This window comes from Janthinobacterium sp. BJB304 (genome assembly GCF_002735765.1).
Classification (GTDB): Bacteria; Pseudomonadota; Gammaproteobacteria; order Burkholderiales; family Burkholderiaceae_D; genus Janthinobacterium.
Genome location: NZ_PDZN01000007.1, coordinates 49,278 through 71,880, shown reverse-complemented (window position 1 = coordinate 71,880; position 22,603 = coordinate 49,278). Strand labels below are relative to the sequence as shown.

Annotated in this window: 21 protein-coding genes; 15 read left to right on the top strand and 6 right to left on the bottom strand. The window is 64.7% G+C overall.

Annotated elements, in window-relative coordinates; all coding sequences use genetic code 11:
• Positions 1–13: 13 nt before the first annotated feature.
• Positions 14–1,009, top strand: a complete 996-nt coding sequence (locus tag CSQ95_RS10200; protein WP_099409540.1) for an HD domain-containing phosphohydrolase — start codon at positions 14–16, stop codon at positions 1,007–1,009.
• Positions 1,010–1,020: 11 nt separating this feature from the next.
• Here CSQ95_RS10200 and CSQ95_RS10195 read toward each other — a convergent pair whose 3' ends face one another.
• The 3 genes from CSQ95_RS10195 to CSQ95_RS10185 are packed head-to-tail and all read right to left on the bottom strand — an operon-like array spanning position 1,021 to position 2,770.
• Positions 1,021–1,701 (bottom strand): RES family NAD+ phosphorylase, encoded by a 681-nt coding sequence (locus CSQ95_RS10195; protein ID WP_143449933.1) that lies wholly within the window; start codon positions 1,699–1,701, stop codon positions 1,021–1,023.
• Position 1,702: 1 nt separating this feature from the next.
• Positions 1,703–2,347 (bottom strand): hypothetical protein, encoded by a 645-nt coding sequence (locus tag CSQ95_RS30025; RefSeq protein WP_257218010.1) that lies wholly within the window; start codon positions 2,345–2,347, stop codon positions 1,703–1,705.
• Positions 2,348–2,356: 9 nt separating this feature from the next.
• Positions 2,357–2,770: a hypothetical protein gene (locus CSQ95_RS10185; RefSeq protein WP_143449932.1), complete on the bottom strand. Its 414-nt coding sequence runs from the start codon at positions 2,768–2,770 to the stop codon at positions 2,357–2,359.
• 174 nt (positions 2,771–2,944) lie between these two features.
• On the opposite strand from CSQ95_RS10185, the gene CSQ95_RS10180 reads away from it, so the two are divergent.
• Positions 2,945–3,760 carry an aminoglycoside phosphotransferase family protein gene (locus CSQ95_RS10180; RefSeq protein WP_099409403.1) on the top strand — a complete coding sequence of 272 codons (816 nt, stop codon included), beginning with the start codon at positions 2,945–2,947 and terminating at the stop codon, positions 3,758–3,760.
• 6 nt (positions 3,761–3,766) lie between these two features.
• On the opposite strand, the gene CSQ95_RS10175 is transcribed toward CSQ95_RS10180, so the two are convergent.
• Positions 3,767–5,647 (bottom strand): triacylglycerol lipase, encoded by a 1,881-nt coding sequence (locus CSQ95_RS10175; protein WP_099409402.1) that lies wholly within the window; start codon positions 5,645–5,647, stop codon positions 3,767–3,769.
• 1 nt (position 5,648) lies between these two features.
• Positions 5,649–6,425, bottom strand: coding sequence for a YdiY family protein (locus CSQ95_RS10170; RefSeq protein ID WP_099409401.1), 777 nt, complete (start codon positions 6,423–6,425; stop codon positions 5,649–5,651).
• Positions 6,426–6,715: 290 nt separating this feature from the next.
• Here CSQ95_RS10170 and CSQ95_RS10165 point away from each other — a divergent pair, with 290 nt between their 5' ends.
• The 12 genes from CSQ95_RS10165 to hmgA all read left to right on the top strand — a co-directional run bounded on the left by CSQ95_RS10165 (position 6,716) and on the right by hmgA (position 19,786).
• A complete protein-coding gene (locus CSQ95_RS10165) occupies positions 6,716–7,402 on the top strand; it encodes a winged helix-turn-helix domain-containing protein (protein WP_099409400.1) in 687 nt (228 codons plus the stop codon).
• Entirely contained in the window at positions 7,395–8,759 is a 1,365-nt protein-coding gene (locus CSQ95_RS10160) for a cell wall metabolism sensor histidine kinase WalK (protein ID WP_099409399.1), read from the top strand. The genes CSQ95_RS10165 and CSQ95_RS10160 overlap by 8 nt, the downstream gene beginning before the upstream one ends.
• Positions 8,760–8,980: 221 nt before the next feature.
• Complete coding sequence (locus CSQ95_RS10155; RefSeq protein WP_099409398.1) at positions 8,981–10,063, top strand: acyltransferase; 1,083 nt, start codon at positions 8,981–8,983, stop codon at positions 10,061–10,063.
• Positions 10,064–10,241: 178 nt separating this feature from the next.
• Positions 10,242–11,144 (top strand): DUF535 family protein, encoded by a 903-nt coding sequence (locus tag CSQ95_RS10150; protein WP_099409397.1) that lies wholly within the window; start codon positions 10,242–10,244, stop codon positions 11,142–11,144.
• Positions 11,145–11,256: 112 nt separating this feature from the next.
• The gene (gene hemB / locus CSQ95_RS10145) at positions 11,257–12,231 is read left to right on the top strand and encodes a porphobilinogen synthase (RefSeq protein ID WP_070218449.1); all 975 of its coding nucleotides are present in this window, start codon (positions 11,257–11,259) and stop codon (positions 12,229–12,231) included.
• Between the two features lie 80 nt (positions 12,232–12,311).
• On the top strand, positions 12,312–13,655 hold the full coding sequence (locus CSQ95_RS10140; RefSeq protein ID WP_099409396.1) for an MBL fold metallo-hydrolase: 1,344 nt from the start codon (positions 12,312–12,314) through the stop codon (positions 13,653–13,655).
• Positions 13,656–13,711: 56 nt separating this feature from the next.
• Positions 13,712–14,221 (top strand): peptide-methionine (S)-S-oxide reductase MsrA, encoded by a 510-nt coding sequence (gene msrA / locus CSQ95_RS10135; RefSeq protein ID WP_070218447.1) that lies wholly within the window; start codon positions 13,712–13,714, stop codon positions 14,219–14,221.
• A gap of 18 nt (positions 14,222–14,239) precedes the next feature.
• Positions 14,240–15,058 carry a helix-turn-helix transcriptional regulator gene (locus CSQ95_RS10130; protein ID WP_099409395.1) on the top strand — a complete coding sequence of 273 codons (819 nt, stop codon included), beginning with the start codon at positions 14,240–14,242 and terminating at the stop codon, positions 15,056–15,058.
• 175 nt (positions 15,059–15,233) lie between these two features.
• Positions 15,234–16,595, top strand: a complete 1,362-nt coding sequence (locus CSQ95_RS10125) for an MFS transporter (protein ID WP_257218009.1) — start codon at positions 15,234–15,236, stop codon at positions 16,593–16,595.
• Between the two features lie 12 nt (positions 16,596–16,607).
• Positions 16,608–18,287, top strand: a complete 1,680-nt coding sequence (locus CSQ95_RS10120) for an FAD-dependent oxidoreductase (protein WP_099409393.1) — start codon at positions 16,608–16,610, stop codon at positions 18,285–18,287.
• Positions 18,288–18,299: 12 nt separating this feature from the next.
• Positions 18,300–18,485: a DUF2783 domain-containing protein gene (locus CSQ95_RS10115; protein WP_096235651.1), complete on the top strand. Its 186-nt coding sequence runs from the start codon at positions 18,300–18,302 to the stop codon at positions 18,483–18,485.
• Positions 18,482–19,786 carry a homogentisate 1,2-dioxygenase gene (hmgA, locus tag CSQ95_RS10110; protein ID WP_099409392.1) on the top strand — a complete coding sequence of 435 codons (1,305 nt, stop codon included), beginning with the start codon at positions 18,482–18,484 and terminating at the stop codon, positions 19,784–19,786. The genes CSQ95_RS10115 and hmgA overlap by 4 nt, the downstream gene beginning before the upstream one ends.
• Here the strand turns inward: hmgA and CSQ95_RS10105 are convergent, their stop codons facing one another.
• The gene (locus CSQ95_RS10105; RefSeq protein WP_099409391.1) at positions 19,787–21,118 is read right to left on the bottom strand and encodes an LLM class flavin-dependent oxidoreductase; all 1,332 of its coding nucleotides are present in this window, start codon (positions 21,116–21,118) and stop codon (positions 19,787–19,789) included.
• Positions 21,119–21,275: 157 nt separating this feature from the next.
• Here CSQ95_RS10105 and CSQ95_RS10100 point away from each other — a divergent pair, with 157 nt between their 5' ends.
• Positions 21,276–22,475, top strand: coding sequence for a sigma-54-dependent Fis family transcriptional regulator (locus CSQ95_RS10100; RefSeq protein ID WP_099409390.1), 1,200 nt, complete (start codon positions 21,276–21,278; stop codon positions 22,473–22,475).
• The last annotated feature ends 128 nt before the right edge of the window (positions 22,476–22,603 follow it).

Genomic DNA, 22,603 nt, shown 5'->3' with positions numbered 1-22,603 from the left:
TATTGGACTGACGATGACCTTACACGAAGACAAACCGATCCTGCTGCTGGTCGACGATGAAGCGACGAACCTGCAGGTGCTGCGCCAGATCCTGCAGGACGATTACCGCCTGCTGTATGCCAAGGATGGCGAGAAGGCGCTGGAACTGGCGCAGAACAACCCCGTCGAACTGATCCTGCTCGACATCATGATGCCCGCCATGACGGGCTACGAAGTGTGCCGCCAGCTCAAGGCCATGCCGGCCACCGCGTCGATCCCCGTCATTTTCGTCACGGCCCTGTGCGACGTGAAGGACGAGGCGGACGGCTTCGACGCCGGCGCCGTCGACTACATCACGAAACCCGTCAGCCCGCCCATCGTGCGCGCCCGCGTGCGCACGCACTTGTCGCTGGTGGACGCCGAGGAATTGCGCCGCTCGCGCCTGCAGGTGATCCAGACCCTGGGCCAGGCGGCCGAGTACAAGGATAACGAGACGGGCATGCACGTCATCCGCATGAGCTATTACGCGCGCCAGCTGGCACTGGCGGCCGGCTACAGCGCGGCCAGGGCGGAAGATTTATTGAATGCGGCACCGATGCACGACGTGGGCAAGATCGGCATCCCCGACGCCATCCTGCAAAAGCCGGGCAAGCTCGATGCGGAAGAATGGAAAGTCATGCGCCGCCACGCGGAAATCGGCGCGGCCATCATCGGCGAGCACGCGGGCGGACTGCTGAAAATGGCGCGCACCATCGCCCTGACGCACCATGAAAAATGGGATGGCAGCGGCTATCCGCAAGGCCTCAAAGGCGAAGAAATCCCCCATGAAGGCCGCATCGTCGCCATCGCCGACGTCTTCGACGCGCTCACCAGCGAGCGCCCCTACAAGCGCGCCTGGACGATCGAAGAGGCCATCGCCACCATGCAGCGCGACAGCGGCACGCATTTCGATCCCGCGCTGCTGGCGCTGTTCATCGAACAGCTGCCGGCCATGCTGGAGATCAAGGACAAGTGGCGCGAGCCGGCGTAGGGCGTATCAGCTCAGGGCGGGTCCACGCGCAGGCGGTCGGCAAGCAGGCGTGCATGCGAAGGGCTGTCACCGAACGTCAGATGCGAGCGCGCCATGTTCCTACCCAGCATTTCCATGTAACGCGAGGAAAGAGCATAAGCGAATTTGCCTGGCTGGCGACGCGACGGATAGATGAAGCCATGAATCGCGCCTGCCTCCTGTGCAATGATCTGATCGAGTTGCCAGCCCAGCCATTGGCACCAGTCGTGGTCGGGACTGTACAGGCGGTCATAAATACCCAACCGGCTGGCGACAGGACCTGTAAGGTCGAACAATCGCAGCGGAGCGCTGAATGACAGCGTCGCTATCAGGGCTTGTTTCGCATTGTGAGCGATGTAAAAGGTGCCCGGGCGCGTGACGTCGTTACTGCAAAGCTGTGCTTCCCAGGCCGCCGTGTAGATATCGTCCGCGGCATACACCCAGTGATAGGGGAAGCCGCTCGGATCAGCCAACTCGGCGGGTGGACCGAAGCGATATGTGCGTTCGACCTTCGCGGGCCAGATGGAGGCCTCGTTCCACGCCGCGCGTACCAAGGCTTGGCCCGATTGAAGGGTGACGACATTACTTAATAATTCAGTGCGCAGCGATTCGAGCGCTGGCAAGTGTGCCGCCATTTCTGGCGGGACGGGTGTTTCGTTCAGTTGATGCGCCATGCTAGCCTATGATATCGGCCATGCCCCTGTGCTGCCACGTTGCCGCCGCAATGACCTTGCGTAGCCTTTCGCGTGCTGGCAAGTCCAGCAGCGCCTGCTGACTGGGGTGGATGTCGGCCCGCGTTTCAAACGATTTGCCTGCAAGCATTTCTGCCGGGGACAGTTCGTTGAATTCATCGGCACTGCTGATCCAGAAGGCATGAATTTCACTACTCGGCTGGTCGGCGAGAATGGCGAGCGCCGGCGCGATCAGTTCCGGCACCGGCTGCACAAATTGCCAAGCCGGAAACTCCTTGCCGATACTGCGCCCTTTGGGTGTCACGCAATAAAACCGCTTGCTATCCACCGCGCGATACAGCGACGCTTGCGAAAGCGCCACCCATCCTTGTTCGATCACATCCGAAACCTTGAGTTTTGACACGGGAAGCTGGACCGGTATCGCAGACGGCGTGGCCCCAAGCGAAGCGCGTGCTTCATTCAGCGCACGCTTGGCCAGATCGATCATGTGGCTACGCTCGGGACCTTGCGCCAGGATATCGAAGCGCGCGGCCACGAGCTGCGAGAATTGTTCAATCACTCGAAGGTCGTTGTCTGTCCATTCCCGATGCTCGGGAGTCAGAACGCCGTAATCCAGATTCGGTGTCATCTTGTTTCCTCAGGCAAAGGCGGGTGGTGCGATCGAAGGATGCGTTGCTGTAATTCGCCAAACCCGCCCGGAGAGCACCAGGCCTTGAGTCGGTACGCAATGTAGCAGTTTTTGCAATGTCGCCACGAGCAAACGGTCTTTGTCGCGCTTGATTAACAGCTGCACATAGTATTTTCGCACCATGTGCTTGAGCCGCGCACCTTCCGTCGCCATTCTGGCGTTTTCCACTGCTTCAAAAAAACGCAGATAGGAATCGCGCAAGCGCTGCATCGATTGCCCCGCAAGCAGGCGTGCCTGCCTGATCTGGGCCAGAATGCCACTTTCCTGCTCGATAGCCGCGAGGGCGCGCAAGTGCTCGAAAGCATTTTTCAATGCCTGGCGTTCAATGGCGGAGAACAGTTCAGATGGCGACAATACATTCATGATGACCTATAGGCGGAAGCATAGTAAAGAACATCATATACAAGATTCTCATGTTTCGCAACTTTATCATCGGAGAAATTCCTGTATTCCGGGCGAGTATCCATAAGGGCCGATCAGCCAGCATTTGCGTATCTCCCTTATAGTGGCGTCCTGACCGTCATCACAGGACTACCCATGGATTACCAGAACCGCATTGCCGACTATCTTCGGCAATGGTCGTTGCAAGCCGATGGTGTGCCCTTGCACACGCACGCGGCATGCCTGCTGCCCGTGTTGCACGGTGGCCAGCCGGCCATGCTGAAGCTGTCGACTGGCGACGATGAACGGCGCGCTGGCGCCGTGCTGCGCTGGTGGGATGGCGACGGGGCCGTACAGGTGTTGGCTTCGTCCCCGGATGATGACGTCCTGCTGCTGGAGCGGGTGATTTCGCTTCGTTCGCTGACCGGGCTGGCGCGCTCGGACGAGGCGGGCGATGCGGCTGCGACGCGCATCCTGTGCGCGGTGGCCGCGCACCTGCATGCAGCGCGGCCCATGGCGCCGGCGCTACCGCCCTTATCCGATTGTTTCGCCGCGCTGGCTGCCGCCGCACCGCTGCACGGCGGCGTGTTCTCGGATTGCTACGGCGTGGCCCGCGAACTGCTGACGGCGCCGCAAGATATCGTCGTGCTGCATGGCGACTTGCATCACGAGAATGTGCTTGATGGTGGTGCGCGCGGCTGGCTGGCCATCGATCCGAAAGGTTATGTGGGTGAGCGGGTTTTTGACTTTGCCAATGTGCTGTGCAATCCGGATGAGGCGATGGCGACGGCGCCGGGCCGGCTGGAGCGGCAGGTGGCGCTGATCGCCCATGAAGCTGGCCTTGATCGCGCGCGTCTGCTGGCGTGGGTGGCCGCATGGGCTGGCCTATCGGCCGCCTGGCACTTGGAGGATGGCACACCGCCGGAGACGGCGCTGGCCGTGGCCCGCATTGCGCTGGACGCTGTGGCTTAATGGCGGTTAAAGGCTGTCCGGCAGCCGCAAGATCCGCCGTATCTCCAGAATCGCCTGCGGACTTTCCTGCACGCTGTGCCAGGACGGAATGACTTTTTCCGACAGGGCGCCGTCGAGGTGGGCGCTGGCGTAGGGCACCACGCCGTCGCTCGATTCGGCCAGCGGCAGGTCCGGCGTGTCGTTGCCCATGATGGAGTAGTAGCGCACTTTCGGGCTGATGGGCAGGTCGGCCACCAGGCGCACGAACGGGTCCTTGTCGCTGAGGTTATCGATGCTGTTGGGGATGCGCAGCGGCTCGCTGCTGCCCGTGTCGAGCTGCGCCAGGCTGCCGGCCGCGTCGGACAGCTGGTCGAGCATGGTGATGGGCAAGGTGACGAGATTGGCGATCCAGCGCGCCACCTTGTGGTTGGCGAACGAGGTGCCGCGGTGCGGCGCGGCGATGAAGATGGCGCGGTTGACCTGCGGCATGGCCGTGAAATTGAGGTAGGGCGCCAGCCCGGCGCGCACTTTTTCCGCCTTCTTGCCCTTCAAATTGTATTCTTCCGTGATGGCGTCGAGCAGGGTGTTGCTGGCGTCGGACACCATCAGGCGCGCCAGCACGCCGCCCATGCTGTGGCCGATCAAGACCATCTCGTTCGCCGCATCCGCCTTGCCAGCGGGGTCGAACTGCGCCAGAGTGGCGGCGAGCGCCTTGCGGATGGCGGCGTTATTGGCCGCCAGCGGCGCATTGCTCGGGTAGTACACCTGCCAGATCTGGTAGCGGCGGCGCAGCTGTTCGTCGCCCATCAGTTCATTCGCCACGTTGATCCACGCTTCCGGGCTGCTGGCCAGGCCGTGCAGCATGACGATGGTGCGCTTGTTCGGGTCGTAGGGCTGCATCAGGTGCACCTGCGGGCGCGAAATGCCGTCGGCGCGGCCGAACAGGGTGCGCAGCGCCTGCACGCCGAAGCCGGAGCGGGCCAGCCACAGGCCATAGCCGGCCGTGAAGTTGGCTGCCACGGGCAGTTCCTGGCCTGCCATGCGCGTCGATTCGCTGCGCGTCGGGTCGACCAGCATCACCAGCAGCTGCTGCGTGGCCAGGACTTCCTGCAGGCTGTTGCCGTCGAAGCGGATCAGCGCCGTGACGACGGGGAAGCGGGTTTCCTGGTACGGCACATAGTCGCCTGTCGACGCCGGGGGCTTGGGCATGACGGCCACCAGGTCGGCGCCGAAGCCGTCGCGCCGGTACACATTGCGCAGGCCGGAAAACGTCAGCGAGGTGGCCGGCAGCAGTTCTTCCGGCAGGGTGCCGTCTGCGGGCAGCCGCAGGGCAGACAGTTCGCTGTCGATCTGCCAGCCGGCGACGCGGATCACATGGCCGTCCGGGCGGTATTCGCCGCGGTGGCGGAACAGGTTGCCGACGGCCTTTTGCACGGCATAGTTATAGTAGTCGCGGATCTGCGTCTGGCGTTCCTCGAAGGCGCGCTGGCCCGGCGTGCGCGTCGTGTAGAACAGGTAGGCGTAGGCATAGCGGGCCGATTCCAGCCACGCGGCCAGCAGCTCGGCGCTGGGGTGGCCGCCCTGTTTTTCTTCGGCCAGGGCGCTTTCCAGCCACAATTCGGAGAGGGTTGCCAGGCGCTGTTCGTCGCTGAGCAGCTCGGAGCGGGCCAGGTCGGCGCGACAGCTGCCCGTATTGGCTTCGCAGGCGGCGATGTCGCTGCCGATGATGCGCAGCACTTCGCTGGCCGAGGCGCTGAGTTTGCCCGTGGTGAGGATGTCGCCGCGCCGCTGCTGCAGGTAGTCGGCTGGAGAAATGGCGCTGACGGTGACGGCGGCGCAGCCGCTCAGCAGCGCCGCGGCACAGAGCAGGGCGCCCAGGCGCAAGCGCCGCATCAGCGTGGCCGGCATCTCAGAACGAGTAGACCAGGGTCAGCGAGGTTTGCGTATCCGTGTTCTTCTTGTCGTCCGGTACGCGGGTATCGTTGCGGGCGCTGAAGGCGGCCTTCATCTGCATGGTGCCGTTGATTTTCGTGCTGAGCGCCGTTTCGGCGATCGAGTGGGTGTTCGAGGTGCCCCGTTCCACGCTGACCGTCTGCGTAAACATGGCCGACTGGCTGATCTTCCACTTCATGGCGGCCGCGCCGCGCACCGTCAGGCCGTGTTCCGATTCGCCCGCGTCATTGGTGCCGCTGAAATAGCCAGGACCGAATTCCACGTCGACGCTCTTGTCGCTGGACTGGTACCAGCGCGAGCCGTGACCGACGGCCAGGGTCGAGTACTTGGTGTAGGCGCCGAACTTGTCGTTCACGTGCGAGGCCAGCACGAACAGTTTTTCATGGTCGGCCATCAGCTTGTAGGCGGCCTTGGCGGAGGCGGAAAAGCGTTCGGCCGAGCGTTCGCGGATCTTTTGTCCTTCGTCGTTCGTCGTTTCGTCTTCCTTGAAGTAGCCGCTGAAGATGTACTGGTTGCTCCAGTCGTCGAGTTCCTGGCGCGCGTCGATCTTGCCCGTGACGGAGGTGCCGACCGTGTTGCCCGAGGTGGTGATGGCGCCCAGTTCGGCGGAAGTGCTCCAGCTGCCGATGGGGATTTCATCGAACAGCATGCTTTGTTTGGTGTCTGCTGCGGCGGCGTTGCCGCAAGTGATGGCCATGGCCAGCGCCAGTGCGAGAGATTGGGTCGATTTCATGGCTGTATTGGTCTGTGGCGCGCGCCAGGCGCGCCTGATGTTCGTTAGTGGCAGTGGTGGCGATGCTGGCCGCGGCAAGCCGGGAAGCGCTGATAAAACATGCGCGCGCGGGCGCGGCCAAACATTGTCGAGGCTGTATTGTACCCGACCCCGTCAACGTTCGCCGCACGCCCCGGCGCGCACGAATACTGCTATATGGGTTGCCCGATCCTGGACGCCGGGGCTGGCAAGTGGCGCGCGCCTGGCGTATGCTGCGCGTATTTGCTGCCTGATCTTACAAGGAATCCCCCGTGCGCTGCCTGGTCATCGAAGACGAAGCCGAAACTTCCCGTTACATTTGTGCCGGCCTGCGCGAGGCTGGCCACGACGTCACCGCCTGCGACAATGGCATCGACGGCATGCGCCTGGCCTGCGGCGAAGACTGGGATGCGCTGGTGCTCGACCGCCTGCTGCCCGGCGAGATCGATGGCCTGGCCATCGTCGCGCGCCTGCGGGGCATGGGCCGCAACACGCCCGTGCTGGTGCTGTCGGCCCTGTCCAGCGTCGACGAGCGCGTGCGCGGCCTGCGCAGCGGCGGCGACGATTACCTGTCGAAACCGTTCGCCATCGCCGAACTGCTGGCGCGCATCGAGGCGCTGCTGCGCCGCGCCGCGCCCGTCCCCGAATCGACGCAGCTGCAGGTGGCCGACCTGGTGCTCGACATGCGCACCATGCGCGTGACGCGCGCCAGCAGGCAAATCGCCCTGCAGCCGCGCGAATTTCGCCTGCTGGAATACCTGATGCGCCACCAGGGCCAGTCCGTCACGCGCGCCATGCTGCTCGAAGCCGTGTGGGACTACCATTTCGACCCGCAGACCAACGTCATCGACGTGCAGGTGAGCCGCTTGCGCACCAAGGTGGACAAGGAATTTTCACCGCCGCTGATCCACACGGTGCGCGGCGTCGGCTACACCCTGGGCGTGCTCGACAGTGCGTAACTTGCACCGCTCGATCGCGGCCCGGCTGGCGCTCGGCTATGGCGTGCTGGTGGTCGTGTCGATCAGCATCGTGTGCGCCGTGTTCTATTTCGGCACCATCGGCGTGCTTGACCGCAGCGTGGACCGCAAGCTGACCTTGCTCTCGGAGCGCCTCGCCGTGCTGTACGAGCAGGGTGGCAGCAGCCGCACGACGGCGGAAATCGCCCATTTGCTCACCGACCGCACCGACAGCGACACGGAGATCTTTTTACTGGTGGCTGCCGATGGCCGCCGCGTGGCCGGCAATCTGTCATCCTGGCCCGACGCGGGCAGCCCCGTGGGCCGCCTGCTGCACCGCGACGTCACGCGCGAAGGGCGCAGGGTGCCCGCGCGCATGCTGATCCGTGACCTGGCGGGCGGCGCGCGCCTGTTCGTGGGACGCGACATGGAAGAGGGCAAGTCGATCCGCGCCCTCGTGCTGCGTTCGCTGGCTTACGGTGGCGGGGTGGCCATCGTGCTGGTGGTGGCGGGCGCCTGGCTGTTCCGCCGCCAGCTCGAGGCGCGCATCGGGCAGATCCGCCGCACGGCGGGGGAAATCGAGGCGGGCGACCTGAGCCGGCGCATTCCCGTGTCCAGCGAGGATGAATTCGGCTTGCTGAGCCGCGACATCAACCGCATGCTCGACCGCATCGAACACCTGATGGAGGGCGTGCGCCACGTGTCGAACGCCATCGCGCACGACCTGCGCACGCCGCTGGGACGCATCCGCAACAAGCTCGATGGCGCCTTGCGCCAGCAGCAGGGCGTGGCCGGCTACGAGAGCGTGGCGCAGGCGGCCATCGACGACATCGACGATCTGACACGCGTGTTCGACAAGCTGCTGCAGATCGCGGCGGCTGAATCGGGCATGCGTCCCGAGAATTTCGACGACATCGACCTACACCAGATCGGCGCCGACATCGTGGAAATGTATGAAGCGACGGCCGACGAGCAGGGCGTGCTGCTGGTGCAGATGTATGGCGAGGCTGTGCCGGCGCGCGGCGACCGCAACCTGCTGGGCAGCGCCCTGGCCAGCCTGGTCGACAACGCCATCAAGTACGCGGGGCAGGGCGCCACGGTGGAAGTGTCGGCTGGCAGCGATGAGCAGGGCAGCTGGCTGGCCGTGCGCGACAACGGCCCCGGCGTGCCGGCAGAGGAGTTGCCGAAGCTGACGCAGCGTTTTTACCGGCTCGACAAGAGCCGCCATTTGCCTGGCAACGGCCTGGGACTGTCCATCGTGGCCGCCATCGCGGCCCTGCATGGCGGCAGCCTGGAGATCGAGGATGCGGCGCCGGGATTGCGGCTGCGCTTCAGGCTTGCCGGTTTTATTGCCCGCTAACCCCGCCTTGTTGTCCGCCGTTTTTTTTTGACGGCATAACTGTTATCATATTTACTTTTTAATAAAACATTATGATATAATTTTGCTACTGTTAGTGGCGTAGCCCTTTGGCGGCAGATCCTGCCCGTCTTCGTGCGGCTGCATTAAGTGATCGCCATATCTGCCTGGTCCTCATTGCTGGCGCGGTGTGCCAGTTCGACAGATGGATATCGGGAGTAAGCATGACTGGTGCTGGCATGAAGAATGGCCATTTCAGTGGCCGTATCGTTTCCCTCGATGGCTTGCGTGGCTTGGCCGCGATGCTGGTCGCCGTGTATCATTTGCCGGTCATATTTGGTTTCACGATCACGCACGCTTACCTGGCGGTCGACTTCTTTTTCATCCTCTCCGGCTGGGTCATGGCACATAGCTATGAAAAGCGCATCTGCCTTGGCATGCCTTTCAGGGACTTTCTGTATAACCGCTTTGCCAGACTGTATCCGCTGTACGCCGTCGCGTTACTGGCAGCCCTCGCCGTCACCCTGATGAAGAGCCGCATCGGTACCGGGTCGGCAAACATCGCATGCTTCGTGCCCAATGCGCTGATGCTGCCATGCCTGCAGGATGATGGGCCTACCTTTCCCTTGAACGGACCAAGCTGGTCGATTTTCGTCGAGGTGACCATCAATCTGATCTGGTTCTTTGCCATCCGCATGGGCATGCATACTTTGCGCTGGAAGCTCGCCGTGCACCTTTGCTCGGCATTGCTACTGTGGGGATTCGCTGTCTGGATGAACCGCTATCTGGCCGGCTATGAGTCGGATGACGTCCACGAAGGCTTGCTGCGTGGCCTGCTGGGCTTTGCAGGTGGTTTGCTGTTGTTCCATTGCCGGATGCATGCCTTGATACTGGCCTATTTTGCAGCCCTGGCGCTTGGCGTGTTTGCCGTCTTTTATGCGGTGGGTGATACCGCCGATGTAATACCGCTGGGCCTCTTCGTGATGGGCGTGCTGCCCACGACGGTATGGCTCGCCGCCAGGCAGCGGCCGGCGATACTCGAAGGCCGGGCAGCAGCCTTCCTGGGCGACTGCTCCTATGCCATCTACCTGCTGCATGTGCCGCTGGCCATGATGCTGCAAAAGCCGCTGCGCCTGATGTTTCCGGGGACGGGCATATCGGCCTACATGATGAAAGCGGCGATCTTCACCGCCATCCTGCTCTTTGTCAGCAGCATGAGCTATCGCTTGCTGGAAGTGCCGGCACGGCGCTGGCTGCTGCAGCGGCTCAAGCGCGACCTCAGGCCGGTAACCGGCTCCATACAATAATGTGCTTGCGCGCCAGGCGCCAGGTCGACATTACCAACTTGTAACCCCCTTCGTTTTCGCCTCCCCCTATCATCCGCTCTACCCGGCGTAGAGCGGCTGCGTGCGCGCAGCCGCCTGTCCCGGGCTGCCCGCGACCTGTCGCGGCTTGCCTGTCCAGACCCGTCGTAGAGCCGTTCGCATGCATACTTTTACCGCCGCCGGCGACAACACCGCGCCGCAGCAGGCGCCACTGCGCCAGCATGGCCACCGCCTCAAGGCCGCCTTGGGCGCCCTGGTGTTTCCGCTGCAGCGCGCGCGCTGGCAAGCCTTTGTCGCAGGCACGCCTGGCCTGGCGGCGCTGGCGCACGCCCATCCCAGCCTGCTGTACAAGATTTACCGCCCCTACGCCAGCCGCCAGTTTGGCTGCGCGGCCAGGGTCGACCTGCTGCGCGGGCATTACCGCTTCCTGTGGCAGGCGGGCGCGCGGCCGCTGGTGGAATACGCGGCGCGCCGCGCGCTGGTGCTGGCCGCCATCGAGGGCAAGGATGGCGCCATCTACCGCCTGCAGCTGACGGCCATCCACGACAGCCACCGCGAAGGAGAACTGTGCCTGCGCCTGACGCGCGACGGCGTGTCGCTGTACCTGGCCAGTTTCCTGTTCCGTCCCCAGCCCGGCGGCGCCGTCATCCAGCTGGGCGCCTTGCAGGGACTGCGCTCGCAGGCGGGCGCGCAGGCGGTGAAGGAAGCGACGCGGGCGCTGCACGGCTGCCGACCGAAAAACCTGATGGTGGCCGCCTTGCGCGACCTGGGCGATTTTTTCGGTTGCGGCCACCTGGACCTGGTCAGCAACGCCAACCGCATCGCGCTGAACTGGCGCCGGCGCCGCCACATCTCGTGCGATTACGACCTGGCGTGGCGCGAACTGCATGCGCTGCCTGCCGGCGACGGCAATTACCGCCTGCCATGCGGCCCTTGCCGGATGCCGGACCTGGAGCTGGTGCCGTCGAAAAAACGCGCCGATGCGCGCCGCCGCGGCGCCATGCTGGTGCAGCTGGCGGCGGACATGCGCTGGCAAGTGGCGGCCCTGTTGCAGCCGCAATGACGGCGCAGGGCGGTCTTTTTTGACCTGCGCGGCTTTTTTGCCGGGCAGCCCGGCGCAAGCGGCGCGATCGGCGTATACTTATCGGCGTTGTTAACCTGAAGCCAGTCACCCCATGCCAGCACAATTCCCCACTTCGCGCATGCGCCGCCTGCGCGCGACCCCGCAACTGCGCGAGCTGTTCCGCGAAACCGAGATCAATCCGCGCGATCTGGTCCTGCCGATCTTCGTCGACGAAGGCAGCAGCGATTTCATCGACATCAAGTCCATGCCCGGCGTGCGCCGCATTCCCGAGGCGAAGCTGGCGCAGGAAATCGAGCGCTACGCGCGCGCCGGCCTGCGCTCCGTCATGACCTTCGGCATTTCGCACCACAAGGACAGCCACGGCACGGACACCCTGAACCCGGACGGCCTGGTGGCGCGCATGTCGCGCATCATCAAGGACGCCGTGCCGGAAATGGTGGTCATGTCCGACACCTGCTTCTGCGAATACACGGACCACGGCCATTGCGGCATCCTGCATGGCGACACGGTCGACAATGACAGCACGGTGCTGAACCTGGGCAAGCAGGCCGTCATCGCGGCCCAGGCGGGCGCCGACATCATCGCCCCTTCGGCCGCCATGGATGGCCAGGTAGCGGCGATCCGCAGCGCGTTAGATGCGGCCGGCTTCCACGACACGCCCGTGATGGCGTATTCGACCAAGTTCGCCTCCGGCCTGTACGGCCCGTTCCGAGATGCGGCCGGCAGCACCCTGAAGGGCGACCGCAAGACCTACCAGATGGACCCGATGAACCGCCGCGAAGCGGTGCGCGAGTCCTTAATCGACGAAGCCGAAGGCGCGGACGCGCTGATGGTGAAACCTGCCGGCGCCTACCTGGACATCATCCGCGACCTGCGCGAAGTGACGCGTTTGCCGATCGGCGCCTACCAGGTCAGCGGCGAATACGCGATGATCAAGTTCGCCGCCCAGGCGGGCGCCATCGACGAGCGCCGCGTGGTGCAGGAAACCCTGGGCGCCATTAAGCGCGCGGGCGCGGACATGATCTTTACGTACTTTGCGATGGATGTGCTGAATAATCCGTACTAAGTAAATCAACGCGGGGCAGGGCAGGCGCCTTTTCAGCTATCATGGCGCGCTGCCCAACCGGGTCTTATTTGTCGCTTCCCATGCCCCTGAAAATCTCCCGCATCCTGCACGCCGGCTATGTCTTCGAATGCGAAGGCACGGCCATCGCCTTCGATCCCATCGTTGAAAACCCCTTCAGCCGCAACTGCCACGCGTTTCCGTCCGTGCGCTTCGATCTCGACGCCGTGCGCCGGCTGCGCTGGGACGCCGTCTTCATTTCGCACTTCCATGACGACCACTGCTCGCTCGACAGCCTCGATGCGCTCGACCGCGCCACGCCCATCTATCTGTACTGCGTCTTCGACGAACTGTTCGCGATGCTGCGCGCGCTCGGCTTTACGCAAGTGCAGCGCCTGCACATCGACGTGGCCGTGCGCGTGGGCGCCATCGAGGTGATCCCGCGCCGGGCGCTGGACGACGACGTCGATTCGCTGTTCCAGGTGCGCGCGGCGGGTTTGAACGTATTGAACGTCGTCGACTCGTGGATCGGCCCCGAGACGCTGGCGCAGCTGGCCGCGTTCGCGCCGTGGGACATGGTGCTGTGGCCATTCCAGACCATGCGCGAGATCGCCGTCATCGCGCCGTCGCTGGCAGCGCGAGGCCCGGTCGAACTTCCCGACGACTGGGTGCCGCAGCTGCGCGCGCTGGCGCCCCGTTACCTCGTGCCCAGCTCCTGCCAGTTCGTGCAGGAAGACTGGTCCTGGTACAACCACGCGATGTTCCCCGTTACCTACCGCCGCTTTGCCGATGAAATCGGCGCCGCGCTGCCCGAGGCGCACATCTTCCGCCTCGATCCGTCGACGGCCGTGCTGCTCGACGCGCACGGAGTGAGCAGCGCCGAACCCTTGCCCTGGGTGCTCCCGGTCGGACCGCAGGACGTGGATTTCGATTACCGTCCCGACGCGCCGCCGCCCGCCACGGCGGACATCGCCCGCCGTTTCGCACCCTTGAGTGCCGCCGACACGGCGCTGGTGCTCGATTTTTGCCAGGGTGGCTTGCTCGAGCGCTACCGCGACATGGAGCTGCCCGAGGACAGCTACTTCCAGCAACCGCGTTTGTGGCGATTGTCGCTGTATGGCCATGACGGCGTAGCCACCGTCGTGCATTACCGCACGCATGGCGACTTGATTGACCTGGTGCCGGAGACGAACGAAGCGCCCGGCTGGACCACCGAAGTGCCGCTGGTGAAATGCCATGCGGCGCTGGTGCTCGGTGAATCGCTGACGTCGATGTACATGCGCATCAATGACGGTCCTTTCGTTGCCGGGGCGCGGGCCGCACTGGCGGAGGCCGACGTCGTCGACGATCCCCTGATACGCTGCCTGTTCAATGACGCCATCGGCGCCTACCAGGCGGCGCAGCTCAAGCGCTTGCTGGCCCGCTGAAGAAAGTCGCGCGACAGAGTAAGATAGCTGCTTCTGACGAGAACGGGAAAGACACCATGGCACAAGACAACGAAACCGCGATCCTGGCCGGCGGCTGCTTCTGGGGCGTGCAAGATTTGCTGCGCCGCTATCCGGGCGTGATCGCCACGCGCGTGGGCTACAGCGGCGGCGACGTCGCCAACGCCACCTACCGCAACCACGGCACGCATGCGGAAGCGATCGAGATCATCTTCGATCCGAGCACCATCAGCTACCGCAAGATCCTGGAATTTTTCTTCCAGATCCACGATCCCAGCACGCCGGACCGCCAGGGCAACGACCGCGGCACCAGCTACCGTTCGGCCATCTTCTACACGAACGACGAGCAAAAGCGCGTGGCCGAAGACACGATCCGCGACGTCGACGCGTCCGGCCTGTGGCCCGGCAAGGTGGTGACGGAAGTGGCGCCGGCCGGCCCGTTCTGGGAAGCGGAACCCGAGCACCAGGATTATCTGCAGCGCTTGCCGCACGGCTACACCTGCCACTACATCCGGCCGGACTGGGTCTTGCCGCAGCGTCAACAATAAGCGTCACGGGAGACGGCCATGCGCTATTGGCAGGTGGAGCGGCGGCAGGCGGAAGGGCAGCTGGATCTGGGGCGCGCCCTCGATCTGGTGGCCGCCATCGGCCATGCCGACGTGAATGCCGTCGCCGGGGCCATCCTGAAGACGGTCAGCACGGCCGCGCCCATTTCCCAGTGCACGATCTTTGCCTATGAATTCGGCAACCGGCCCCGCACGGTGGCCGTGGCCGACCGGCGCGGCGGACGTTTCCTGCAGGATATCGCGGACAGCTACGCGCGCCATTACTATGCGCTCGACGGCAACCAGCGCGTGATCGCGCCCGCGTCCGGGCGGAAAATCGATCCCGCCATCGTGCTGCACCAGCAAGCGAGCGACGAGATCGACCATCCCGGCTACCGCGCCACCTGCTATCAAAAACCGAATGTCTCGGACCGGCTGTCCCTGCTGGTGCAGCCGGCCGGCGATATCTGGCTGTCCATCAATTTCTACCGCGACAACAGCCAGGGCCAGTTCCAGCCTGGCGAAATCGCCGCCATCGAGACCCTGTCGCCGCTGTTCGCCCATGCGGCCAAGCACCACTACAGCCTGAACGGCCAGCCCGCGCAGGGTGTCGCGCCCATGATGCTGGCAAGGTTGCGCCAGCATTGTCCCGCCTTGAGCAAGCGCGAACTGGACGTGCTGCGCTGCGTGCTCGAAGGCTTCACGGCCGTGGAAATCGCCGAGACCATGGGCCTGCAGCCATCAAGCGTCATCACCTACCAGAAGCGCGCCTATAAACGCCTGGGTATTTCCAGCCAGCGCCAGTTGTTTGCGCTGTGCATGGCGCCAGCACCTGTCTAGTCCCTTGGACGTAGGGACGGCTCCGACTTTTTGACTGTGTTCGCCGCGAAATGTCCCCAAAATGGGGACAGGGTTCGCATCGCGCGTCTGCATACTGTGTTTCAAGCCGGGACCACCCGGCCGCTCTCACCCAATAAAATCAACAAGGGGAGGGCGACACCTTATGGAGACCAGCATGACCATCGCCCAAGGGGCCACCCCCGCCATCGCCGCCACCCCGGCGCCCGTCCTCGACGCGGCCAGCGTGCAACTGGAACAGCAGGTGATGCGCAAGGTATCGCGCCATCTGCTGGGTTTTCTGTTCCTGCTGTTCGTGTTTTCCTTTCTTGACCGCATCAACATCGGCTTTGCCGGCCTGACCATGATGCAAGACCTGGGCCTGTCCGGCACCCAGTTCGGCTTTGCCACCACCCTGTTTTACATCGCCTACATCGCTTGCAGCATCCCCAGCAATATCGTGCTGGCGCGCATCGGCGCGCGTAAATGGATCGGCAGCATGATGATTGCCTGGGGCCTGGCCTCGACGGCAACCCTGTTCGCCGGCGGCCCGGCCAGCCTCTACGCGCTGCGCTTTTTGGTGGGCGTGACGGAGGCGGGCTTCCTGCCCGGCATGCTGCTCTACCTCACGTACTGGTTTCCCAGCGCCTACCGGGCGCGCGCCAATGCTCTGTTCATGATCGCCATGCCGGTCACGGCCGCCATCGGTTCGGCCCTGTCGGGCCTGATCCTGGGGCTGGACGGTCACTGGGGCTTGAAAGGCTGGCAATGGCTGTTCTTGCTCGAAGGCATGCCTTCCGTGCTGCTGGGCCTGGCCGTCTACGGCTACCTCGACGACGCGCCCAACAAGGCAAACTGGCTGGGCAAGCTGGAACAGCAGGTGCTGGCGCGCATGCTGGCCGCCGAGCACAAGCCTGATGCGCCCCGGCAAAAAGTCTCCGTGCTGGCGGAAATGCTGTCGCCCACCGTGCTGAAATTCGGCATCGCCTACTTTTGCCTGGTGAATACCCTGGCCATGGTGGCCATGGTGGCCGTGTGGACGCCGCTGATCGTGAAAAGTTTCAATAGCGGCGCCAGCAACACCCAGATCGGGCTGCTGGCGGCGATACCGCAGGTCTGCACCGTCATCGGCATGATTCTGTGGGGCCGCCGCTCGGACCGCTTGCAGGAGCGCCGCTGGCATATCGTCTGGCCTATGCTGCTGTCGGCCTTTGGTTGGCTGTTGACCGCCTATTCTGGCAACCCCGTGCTGCAGTTGCTGGGCGTGTGCATGGCCTCGACGGGCGCCTACACGGCCATGTCCGTCTTCTGGACCACGCCGGACCGGGCCCTGAGCCTGGGCGCGCGCGCCATCGGCATCGCCGTCATCAATGCCACGGGCAATATCGGCTCGGCCCTCAATCCCGTCGTCGTGGGCTGGCTGAAGGATTTCACGCACAGCTTTGCCACGGGCTTGCTGTATGCCAGCGTGCTGCTGGTGGTCGGGGCTGCCATCGTGCTGACCCTGCCGATTGCGCGCGGCGGCAAAACACATTCTTGAGAGGACACCATCATGCGCGACACGTTTCACCCTTATCCCCATGTGCCGAAAGTGTATCCGCCCGGCAAGCCTGCGGGTGCCGGCACGCAGCACGTGCCGGTCCTGATCGTCGGCGGCGGCCCCGTGGGCCTGGCCACGGCCCTGGGCCTGGCCCGCCACGGCGTGCGCTCGGTGCTGATCGAGGCGGACGATGGCGTCTGCACGGGCAGCCGCGCCATCTGCATCTCGCGGCGCAGCCTGGAAATCATCGACCGCCTCGGTGCGCTCGACGGTTTTATCAGCAAAGGCTTGCCGTGGGCGGGCGGCCGCAGTTTTTACCGCGACGAGGAAGTGCTGCACTTTACGATGCCGCAAGACGCGAACCAGAAATTGCCGCCGATGGTTAACCTGGCGCAATACCATATCGAGCAATTCCTGCTCGATGCGGCCGAACGCCAGCCGGAGCTAATCGATATCCGCTGGCAAACGCGCGTCACTGGCGTGCAGCAGCGCGCCGATGGCGCCACGGTCACGCTGGCCACGCCCGATGACACCTACACCATCGACGCGGACTGGCTGGTGGCGGCCGATGGCGGGCGCAGCGCCGTGCGCGAGGCGCTGGGCTTGAAATTGCAGGGCACCAGCTATGAAGGCCGCTATGTGATCGTCGACATCCATTTGAAAAGCGAGCGCCCCACGGAGCGCCTCGCGTATTTCGACCCGCCGTCGAACCCCGGCTCGACCGTGCTGGTGCACAAGCAGCCAGACGATATCTGGCGCATCGATTACCAGCTACGCGACGATGAGGATGCGCAGGCGGCGGTGCTGCTGGAAAACGTGGCACCCCGCGTCGACAGCCTGCTGGCCATGATGGGGGAGACACAGCCATGGCACCCCGTGTGGATCACCATTTATAAAGCCAACGCCTTGACCCTGGACAAATACCGGCACGGCGCCGTGTTGTTCGCGGGCGACGCCGCCCACCTGGTGCCGATCTTCGGCGTGCGCGGGGCCAATTCCGGCATCGACGACGCCGACAATCTGGCCTGGAAACTCGCCTATGTCGTCAAGGGGCAGGCGCCTGATAGCTTGCTCGACAGCTATTCGAATGAACGTGTGTACGCCGCCCATGAAAACCTGCGTCACGGCACGAAAAGCACGGAATTCATGGCGCCGCCCACGTTCGCCTTCGAACTGATGCGCACGGCAGTGCTGGGCCTGGCGGGCAAGCACGCACACGTGCGCTCGCTGATCAACCCGCGCCAGACCAGCGCCATCGCGTATGCGCAATCGGCCTTGAATGCGCCTGAGCTGGACGTGTTCGCGGCCGGTCCCGCGCCGGGCACGGTCTTGCCCGAGTGCCCGCTCGCGCTGCCGCACAACGGCGGCCAAAAAGCGCGGTATATTACCGATCTGGTGCAGCGCGCCGATGGCCATTTCACGGGCCTGTATTTCAGCGAGGATGGCACGGTGCCCGCGGAACTGCTGGCGCTGGGCGACAGCTTGCCGTTGACGACCGTGGCGATCGTCCGCAGCGGGGAGCAAGGGGGCGCCTGGGACCACACGGCGCAGGTATGCTCGCTGTTTGACGCGCAGCCAGGCACGTTTTATCTCGTGCGCCCGGATGGGCACGTGCTGGGACGCTGGCGCCAGGTGAGGGTGGGGCAGGTGGTGGCAGCGCTGGCAGCGGCCGGCATCGCCCAATCAAAGTAACAAGGAGATCATATGACCGACATCGAACTGGACAATCTTTACACCGAGCTGTGCCACACCATGGGCGGCCTGGGCGAACAGCGCTCGCCCTTGTTCCTGGCCCGCTTCGCCTTGCTGGCCATGGGCGCCATCGGCAAGGCCGACGTGGTGCAAGGCTTGCTGCGCGACGCGGCCGACGGCCTGGCGGAGAGCGCATGATAGGCGCCGGCTACCAAAGCGGCTTCGGCAACGAGTTTGCCACGGAAGCCATCGCCGGCGCCTTGCCGCAGGGACAGAATTCGCCACAGAAGGCGCCGCTGGGCCTGTATGCGGAGCAGTTGTCGGGCACGGCGTTTACGGCGCCGCGCGCGCAGAACCGGCGTTCCTGGCTGTACCGCATCCGCCCGGCCAGCCAGCATCCGCCATTCACGCCGCTGGCAAACACGCGCATCGCCAGCGATTTTCATGCGATGCCGCCGACGCCGCCGAACCAGCTGCGCTGGGACCCGCTGCCGCTGTCCGACAGCGCCACGCCGGTGGACTTCATCGACGGCTGGCAGACGATGGCGGGAAACGGCAGCGCCGAAGCGATGAGCGGCTGCGCCATCCACGTGTATGCGGCCAACCGCTCCATGCAGCGCTTCTTTTATTCGGCCGACGGTGAATTGCTGGTCGTGCCGCAGGAAGGGCGGCTGGCGATTGCCACGGAACTGGGGCTGATCGAACTGGAACCGCAGGAAATCGCCGTGATTCCCCGCGGCGTGCGCTTCCGCGTCACCCTGCCGGACGGCCAGGCGCGCGGTTATGTGTGCGAAAACTTCGGCACCGCTTTCCGTTTGCCGGACATGGGGCCCATCGGCTCGAACGGCCTGGCCAACAGCCGCGATTTCCTCACGCCGCACGCGGCCTACGAGGATATCGAGGGCGATTGCGAACTGGTGGCCAAGTTCGGCGGCCATCTGTGGCGCACGACCCTCGACCATTCGCCGCTCGACGTCGTCGCCTGGCATGGCAATTACGCACCGTATAAATACGATTTGCGCCGCTTTAATGTCATCGGCTCCATCAGCTACGACCATCCGGACCCGTCGATCTTCCTCGTGCTGCAGGCGCCGAGCGAAAATCCGCTGCTGGGCGCGATCGACTTCGCCATCTTCCCACCCCGCTGGCTGGCCGCCGAGCACACGTTCCGCCCGCCCTGGTTCCACCGCAACGTGGCCAGCGAATTCATGGGGCTGATCCACGGCGTGTACGACGCCAAGGCGGCCGGTTTTGTACCTGGCGGCGCCAGCCTGCACAACTGCATGTCCGGCCACGGCCCCGATGCGCAGACGTTCGAGAAAGCCTCGCACAGCGATACGTCCGCGCCCGTGAAGGTGGCCGATACCATGGCTTTCATGTTCGAGACGCGCACCATCCTCAAGCCCACGCCGTTCGCGCTGGACGGCGGCCTGCTGCAAAACGACTATTTCGAATGCTGGCAAGGCTTGCGCAAGCATTTTGATCCGGATCCTGATTGATCAGGCGGCCCGCGCCCGCGTATGCGGATTGGCGGGCCGCGCCAGTCCCAGGTGGCCGCGCAGGGTGCTGCTGGCATACTCGGTGCGGAACAGGCCGCGCCGCTGCAGTTCCGGCACCACCAGCCGCGTAAAGTCCTCGAAACCCTGCGGCAGCAGCGGCGGCACGACGTTGAAACCGTCCGCGCCCCGTTCCACGAACCACTGCTCCATCACGTCGGCCACCGTCTTGACGGAGCCGACGGCTTGCAGATGGCCGCGCGCCACGCGAAAGCGCAGCACCAGCTGGCGCAAGGTCAGGTGCTCGCGGCGGGCCAGCTCCAGCTGCTGTTGAAAACGTCCCTTGCCATTGTCGCCCGCCTCGTAGGGCAGGTCGGGCAGGGGGCCGTCGAGCGGATAGCCGGACAAGTCGAAGCCGCCAAATTCCAGGTTGCTGAAGTCGACCAGGTCCTGCAGCTCGCCGAACTGGTCCTGCGCCTGCTGGTCCGACTCCGCCACCACGACGGACAGGCCCGGCGTGACTTTCAATTGATCTTCGGCGCGGCCATATTTCGCCATGCGGCCTTTCACGTCCGCGTAATACGCCTGCGCCACGGGCAGCGAGGTGGCGGAGCAGTACACCATCTCGGCCAGGCGCGCGGCAAATTCGCGGCCCGTCTCGGAATTGCCCGCCTGGACCAGCACGGGGTGGCCCTGCACGGGGCGGGGCAAGTCCAGCAAGCCTTGCGAGGCGAAATACTCGCCCCGGAAATCGAGCGCATGGCCGGCTGCCAGCTGGTAGAACTGGCCGCCGGCGCGGTCAGGCCGCTCGAAGGCGTCGTCGTCCCAGCTGTCCCACAGGGCCTTGGACAGGGCGACGAATTCATCGGCGCGCGCATAGCGCTGCGCGTGGCTGCGCGGCGCATCGATGCCGAAATTGCGCGCCGTATGCTCGGCGAACGAGGAAACGACGTTCCAGCCGGCGCGCCCGCCGCTCAGATGGTCGAGCGAACTGAATTTGCGCGCCACGTGATACGGGTGCTCGTAATTCGTGTTGACGGTGGCGATCAGGCCGATGTGGCTGGTGACGGCGGCAATCGCCGACAGCAGCGTGAAGGGTTCGAACGGCAGGCCGATGGCGGCGCGGCCCGTGTCGGGCATGACGTCGCCCGAGCGGCCGATGAAGTCGGCGATGAAAAAGCTGTCGAACCTGGCCGCCTCGGCCAGCCTGGCGGCGCGCAGCCACCAGGCCAGGTCGGGCCGTCCGCTGGCGCTGGCGGACGGATGGCGCCAGGCGGCAGGGTGGTGGCCGTGGCGCTGCAAAAAGACGTTCAGGACGAGCTGGCGTGCTGGCATGGGGGAAGCTCCGTGGTGGGTTGGCGACATGATCTGCGTCAATACTGATGCAAGCTTCGGGCCAGCAAGGGGCCAGCGCCCGTATATGCAAAATCCGGATAAGCTAGCGCGGCACCATTCGTTCACGCCGGCAGATGGCGCGCGGTATAGTCGGCCCATGGAACTCTTAGCCCACAATTTCAGCAGCGATTTCGCGCGCAGCGCCCACCTGGCCCGTGGCGCGGGCGCCGGCGCTGACGGCGACAGCGAGGCGCTCGTCGCCTTCCGCGACCCGCAGCAAATGAGCTTGCTGGTGCGCGCCACGGCCTTTGTCTTTGCCGACCCCCGTTCGCGCCAGTTGCATGAACTGATCGAACGCATCGCGCCCAGCGAGGCGACGGTGCTGATCACGGGCGAGACGGGGACGGGAAAAGAGCTGATTGCGCGCCATGTGCACGGCTTGAGCGGGCGCGCCGAGCAGACTTTCGTGGCGATCAACTGCGGCGCGTTTTCCGAAACCCTGGTCGAGAGCGAACTGTTTGGCTATGAAAAGGGAGCATTTACGGGCGCGCAGCAGGGCAAGCCGGGCTGGTTCGAGACGGCCAGCGGCGGCACCCTGTTCCTCGATGAAATCGGCGACTTGCCGCTGGCGATGCAGGTCAAGCTGCTGCGCGTGCTGCAGGAGCGCGAAGTGGTGCGCCTGGGCGCGCGGCGCGCCATTCCCATCGACGTGCGCCTGATCGCCGCCACGAACGTGGACCTGGCCGAAGCCGTGCGGGCCGGGCGCTTCCGCGAAGACCTGTATTACCGCCTGCAGGTGATTGGCCTGCCGCTGCGTCCCCTGCGCGAGCGTCCGGGCGATATCATGCCGCTGACGCGCCACTTCATGGCCATCTATGCGCAGCGCCTGCACCTGGGCGAGGTGGAGCTGGACCTTGATGCGCAGGAGGCCTTGCTCGGCTATCCATGGCCGGGCAATATCCGCGAACTGGAAAACGTCATTCACCGCGCGCTGCTCGTGTGCCGCAGCGGCGTCGTGCGCGCCGAAGACCTGAGCTTGTCGGGCTGGCACCGCGCTCCGGCGCCTGCATCGGCCCCTGTGCCCGTGCCGGACGCGTGGGCCGGCGGCGCCGACATCGCCTACGCGGCCCACGGCGCGGCCGGCCAGGACGATTTATTGGCCGCCGAGCGCTTTGCCCGCGCCTGGCAAGCCTTGCTCGACTCGGGCGAGGCCGTGGAATTCGAAGCGATGCAGCAGGAACTGGTGCGCGCCGCGTGGGAGCGCAATGAGCGCAACCAGGTGCGCACGGCGAAACACCTGAACCTGAGCCGCAACATCCTGCGCACCTTTTTGAAAAAGGCGGGCGCCATCGACTAGGCGCGTGATGGATCTCCTGGAGCCGGACCCGCAGCGCTGCGGCTCCGGCTTTTTTCATGGCTGCTGCACGCGCAGCACATTGCTGCCATAAGTACAGCCGATTGCTGCGCAAGCAGCAGCTTCGGACG

Coding starts and splice junctions, on each gene's coding strand:
- CSQ95_RS10200 (WP_099409540.1), top strand. CDS start 14: ATGACCTTACACGAAGACAAACCGATCCTGCTGCTGGTCGACGATGAA.
- CSQ95_RS10195 (WP_143449933.1), bottom strand. CDS start 1,701: ATGGCGCATCAACTGAACGAAACACCCGTCCCGCCAGAAATGGCGGCA.
- CSQ95_RS30025 (WP_257218010.1), bottom strand. CDS start 2,347: ATGACACCGAATCTGGATTACGGCGTTCTGACTCCCGAGCATCGGGAA.
- CSQ95_RS10185 (WP_143449932.1), bottom strand. CDS start 2,770: ATGAATGTATTGTCGCCATCTGAACTGTTCTCCGCCATTGAACGCCAG.
- CSQ95_RS10180 (WP_099409403.1), top strand. CDS start 2,945: ATGGATTACCAGAACCGCATTGCCGACTATCTTCGGCAATGGTCGTTG.
- CSQ95_RS10175 (WP_099409402.1), bottom strand. CDS start 5,647: ATGCCGGCCACGCTGATGCGGCGCTTGCGCCTGGGCGCCCTGCTCTGT.
- CSQ95_RS10170 (WP_099409401.1), bottom strand. CDS start 6,425: ATGAAATCGACCCAATCTCTCGCACTGGCGCTGGCCATGGCCATCACT.
- CSQ95_RS10155 (WP_099409398.1), top strand. CDS start 8,981: ATGACTGGTGCTGGCATGAAGAATGGCCATTTCAGTGGCCGTATCGTT.
- CSQ95_RS10150 (WP_099409397.1), top strand. CDS start 10,242: ATGCATACTTTTACCGCCGCCGGCGACAACACCGCGCCGCAGCAGGCG.
- hemB (WP_070218449.1), top strand. CDS start 11,257: ATGCCAGCACAATTCCCCACTTCGCGCATGCGCCGCCTGCGCGCGACC.
- CSQ95_RS10140 (WP_099409396.1), top strand. CDS start 12,312: ATGCCCCTGAAAATCTCCCGCATCCTGCACGCCGGCTATGTCTTCGAA.
- msrA (WP_070218447.1), top strand. CDS start 13,712: ATGGCACAAGACAACGAAACCGCGATCCTGGCCGGCGGCTGCTTCTGG.
- CSQ95_RS10130 (WP_099409395.1), top strand. CDS start 14,240: ATGCGCTATTGGCAGGTGGAGCGGCGGCAGGCGGAAGGGCAGCTGGAT.
- CSQ95_RS10125 (WP_257218009.1), top strand. CDS start 15,234: ATGACCATCGCCCAAGGGGCCACCCCCGCCATCGCCGCCACCCCGGCG.
- CSQ95_RS10120 (WP_099409393.1), top strand. CDS start 16,608: ATGCGCGACACGTTTCACCCTTATCCCCATGTGCCGAAAGTGTATCCG.
- CSQ95_RS10115 (WP_096235651.1), top strand. CDS start 18,300: ATGACCGACATCGAACTGGACAATCTTTACACCGAGCTGTGCCACACC.
- hmgA (WP_099409392.1), top strand. CDS start 18,482: ATGATAGGCGCCGGCTACCAAAGCGGCTTCGGCAACGAGTTTGCCACG.
- CSQ95_RS10105 (WP_099409391.1), bottom strand. CDS start 21,118: ATGCCAGCACGCCAGCTCGTCCTGAACGTCTTTTTGCAGCGCCACGGC.
- CSQ95_RS10100 (WP_099409390.1), top strand. CDS start 21,276: ATGGAACTCTTAGCCCACAATTTCAGCAGCGATTTCGCGCGCAGCGCC.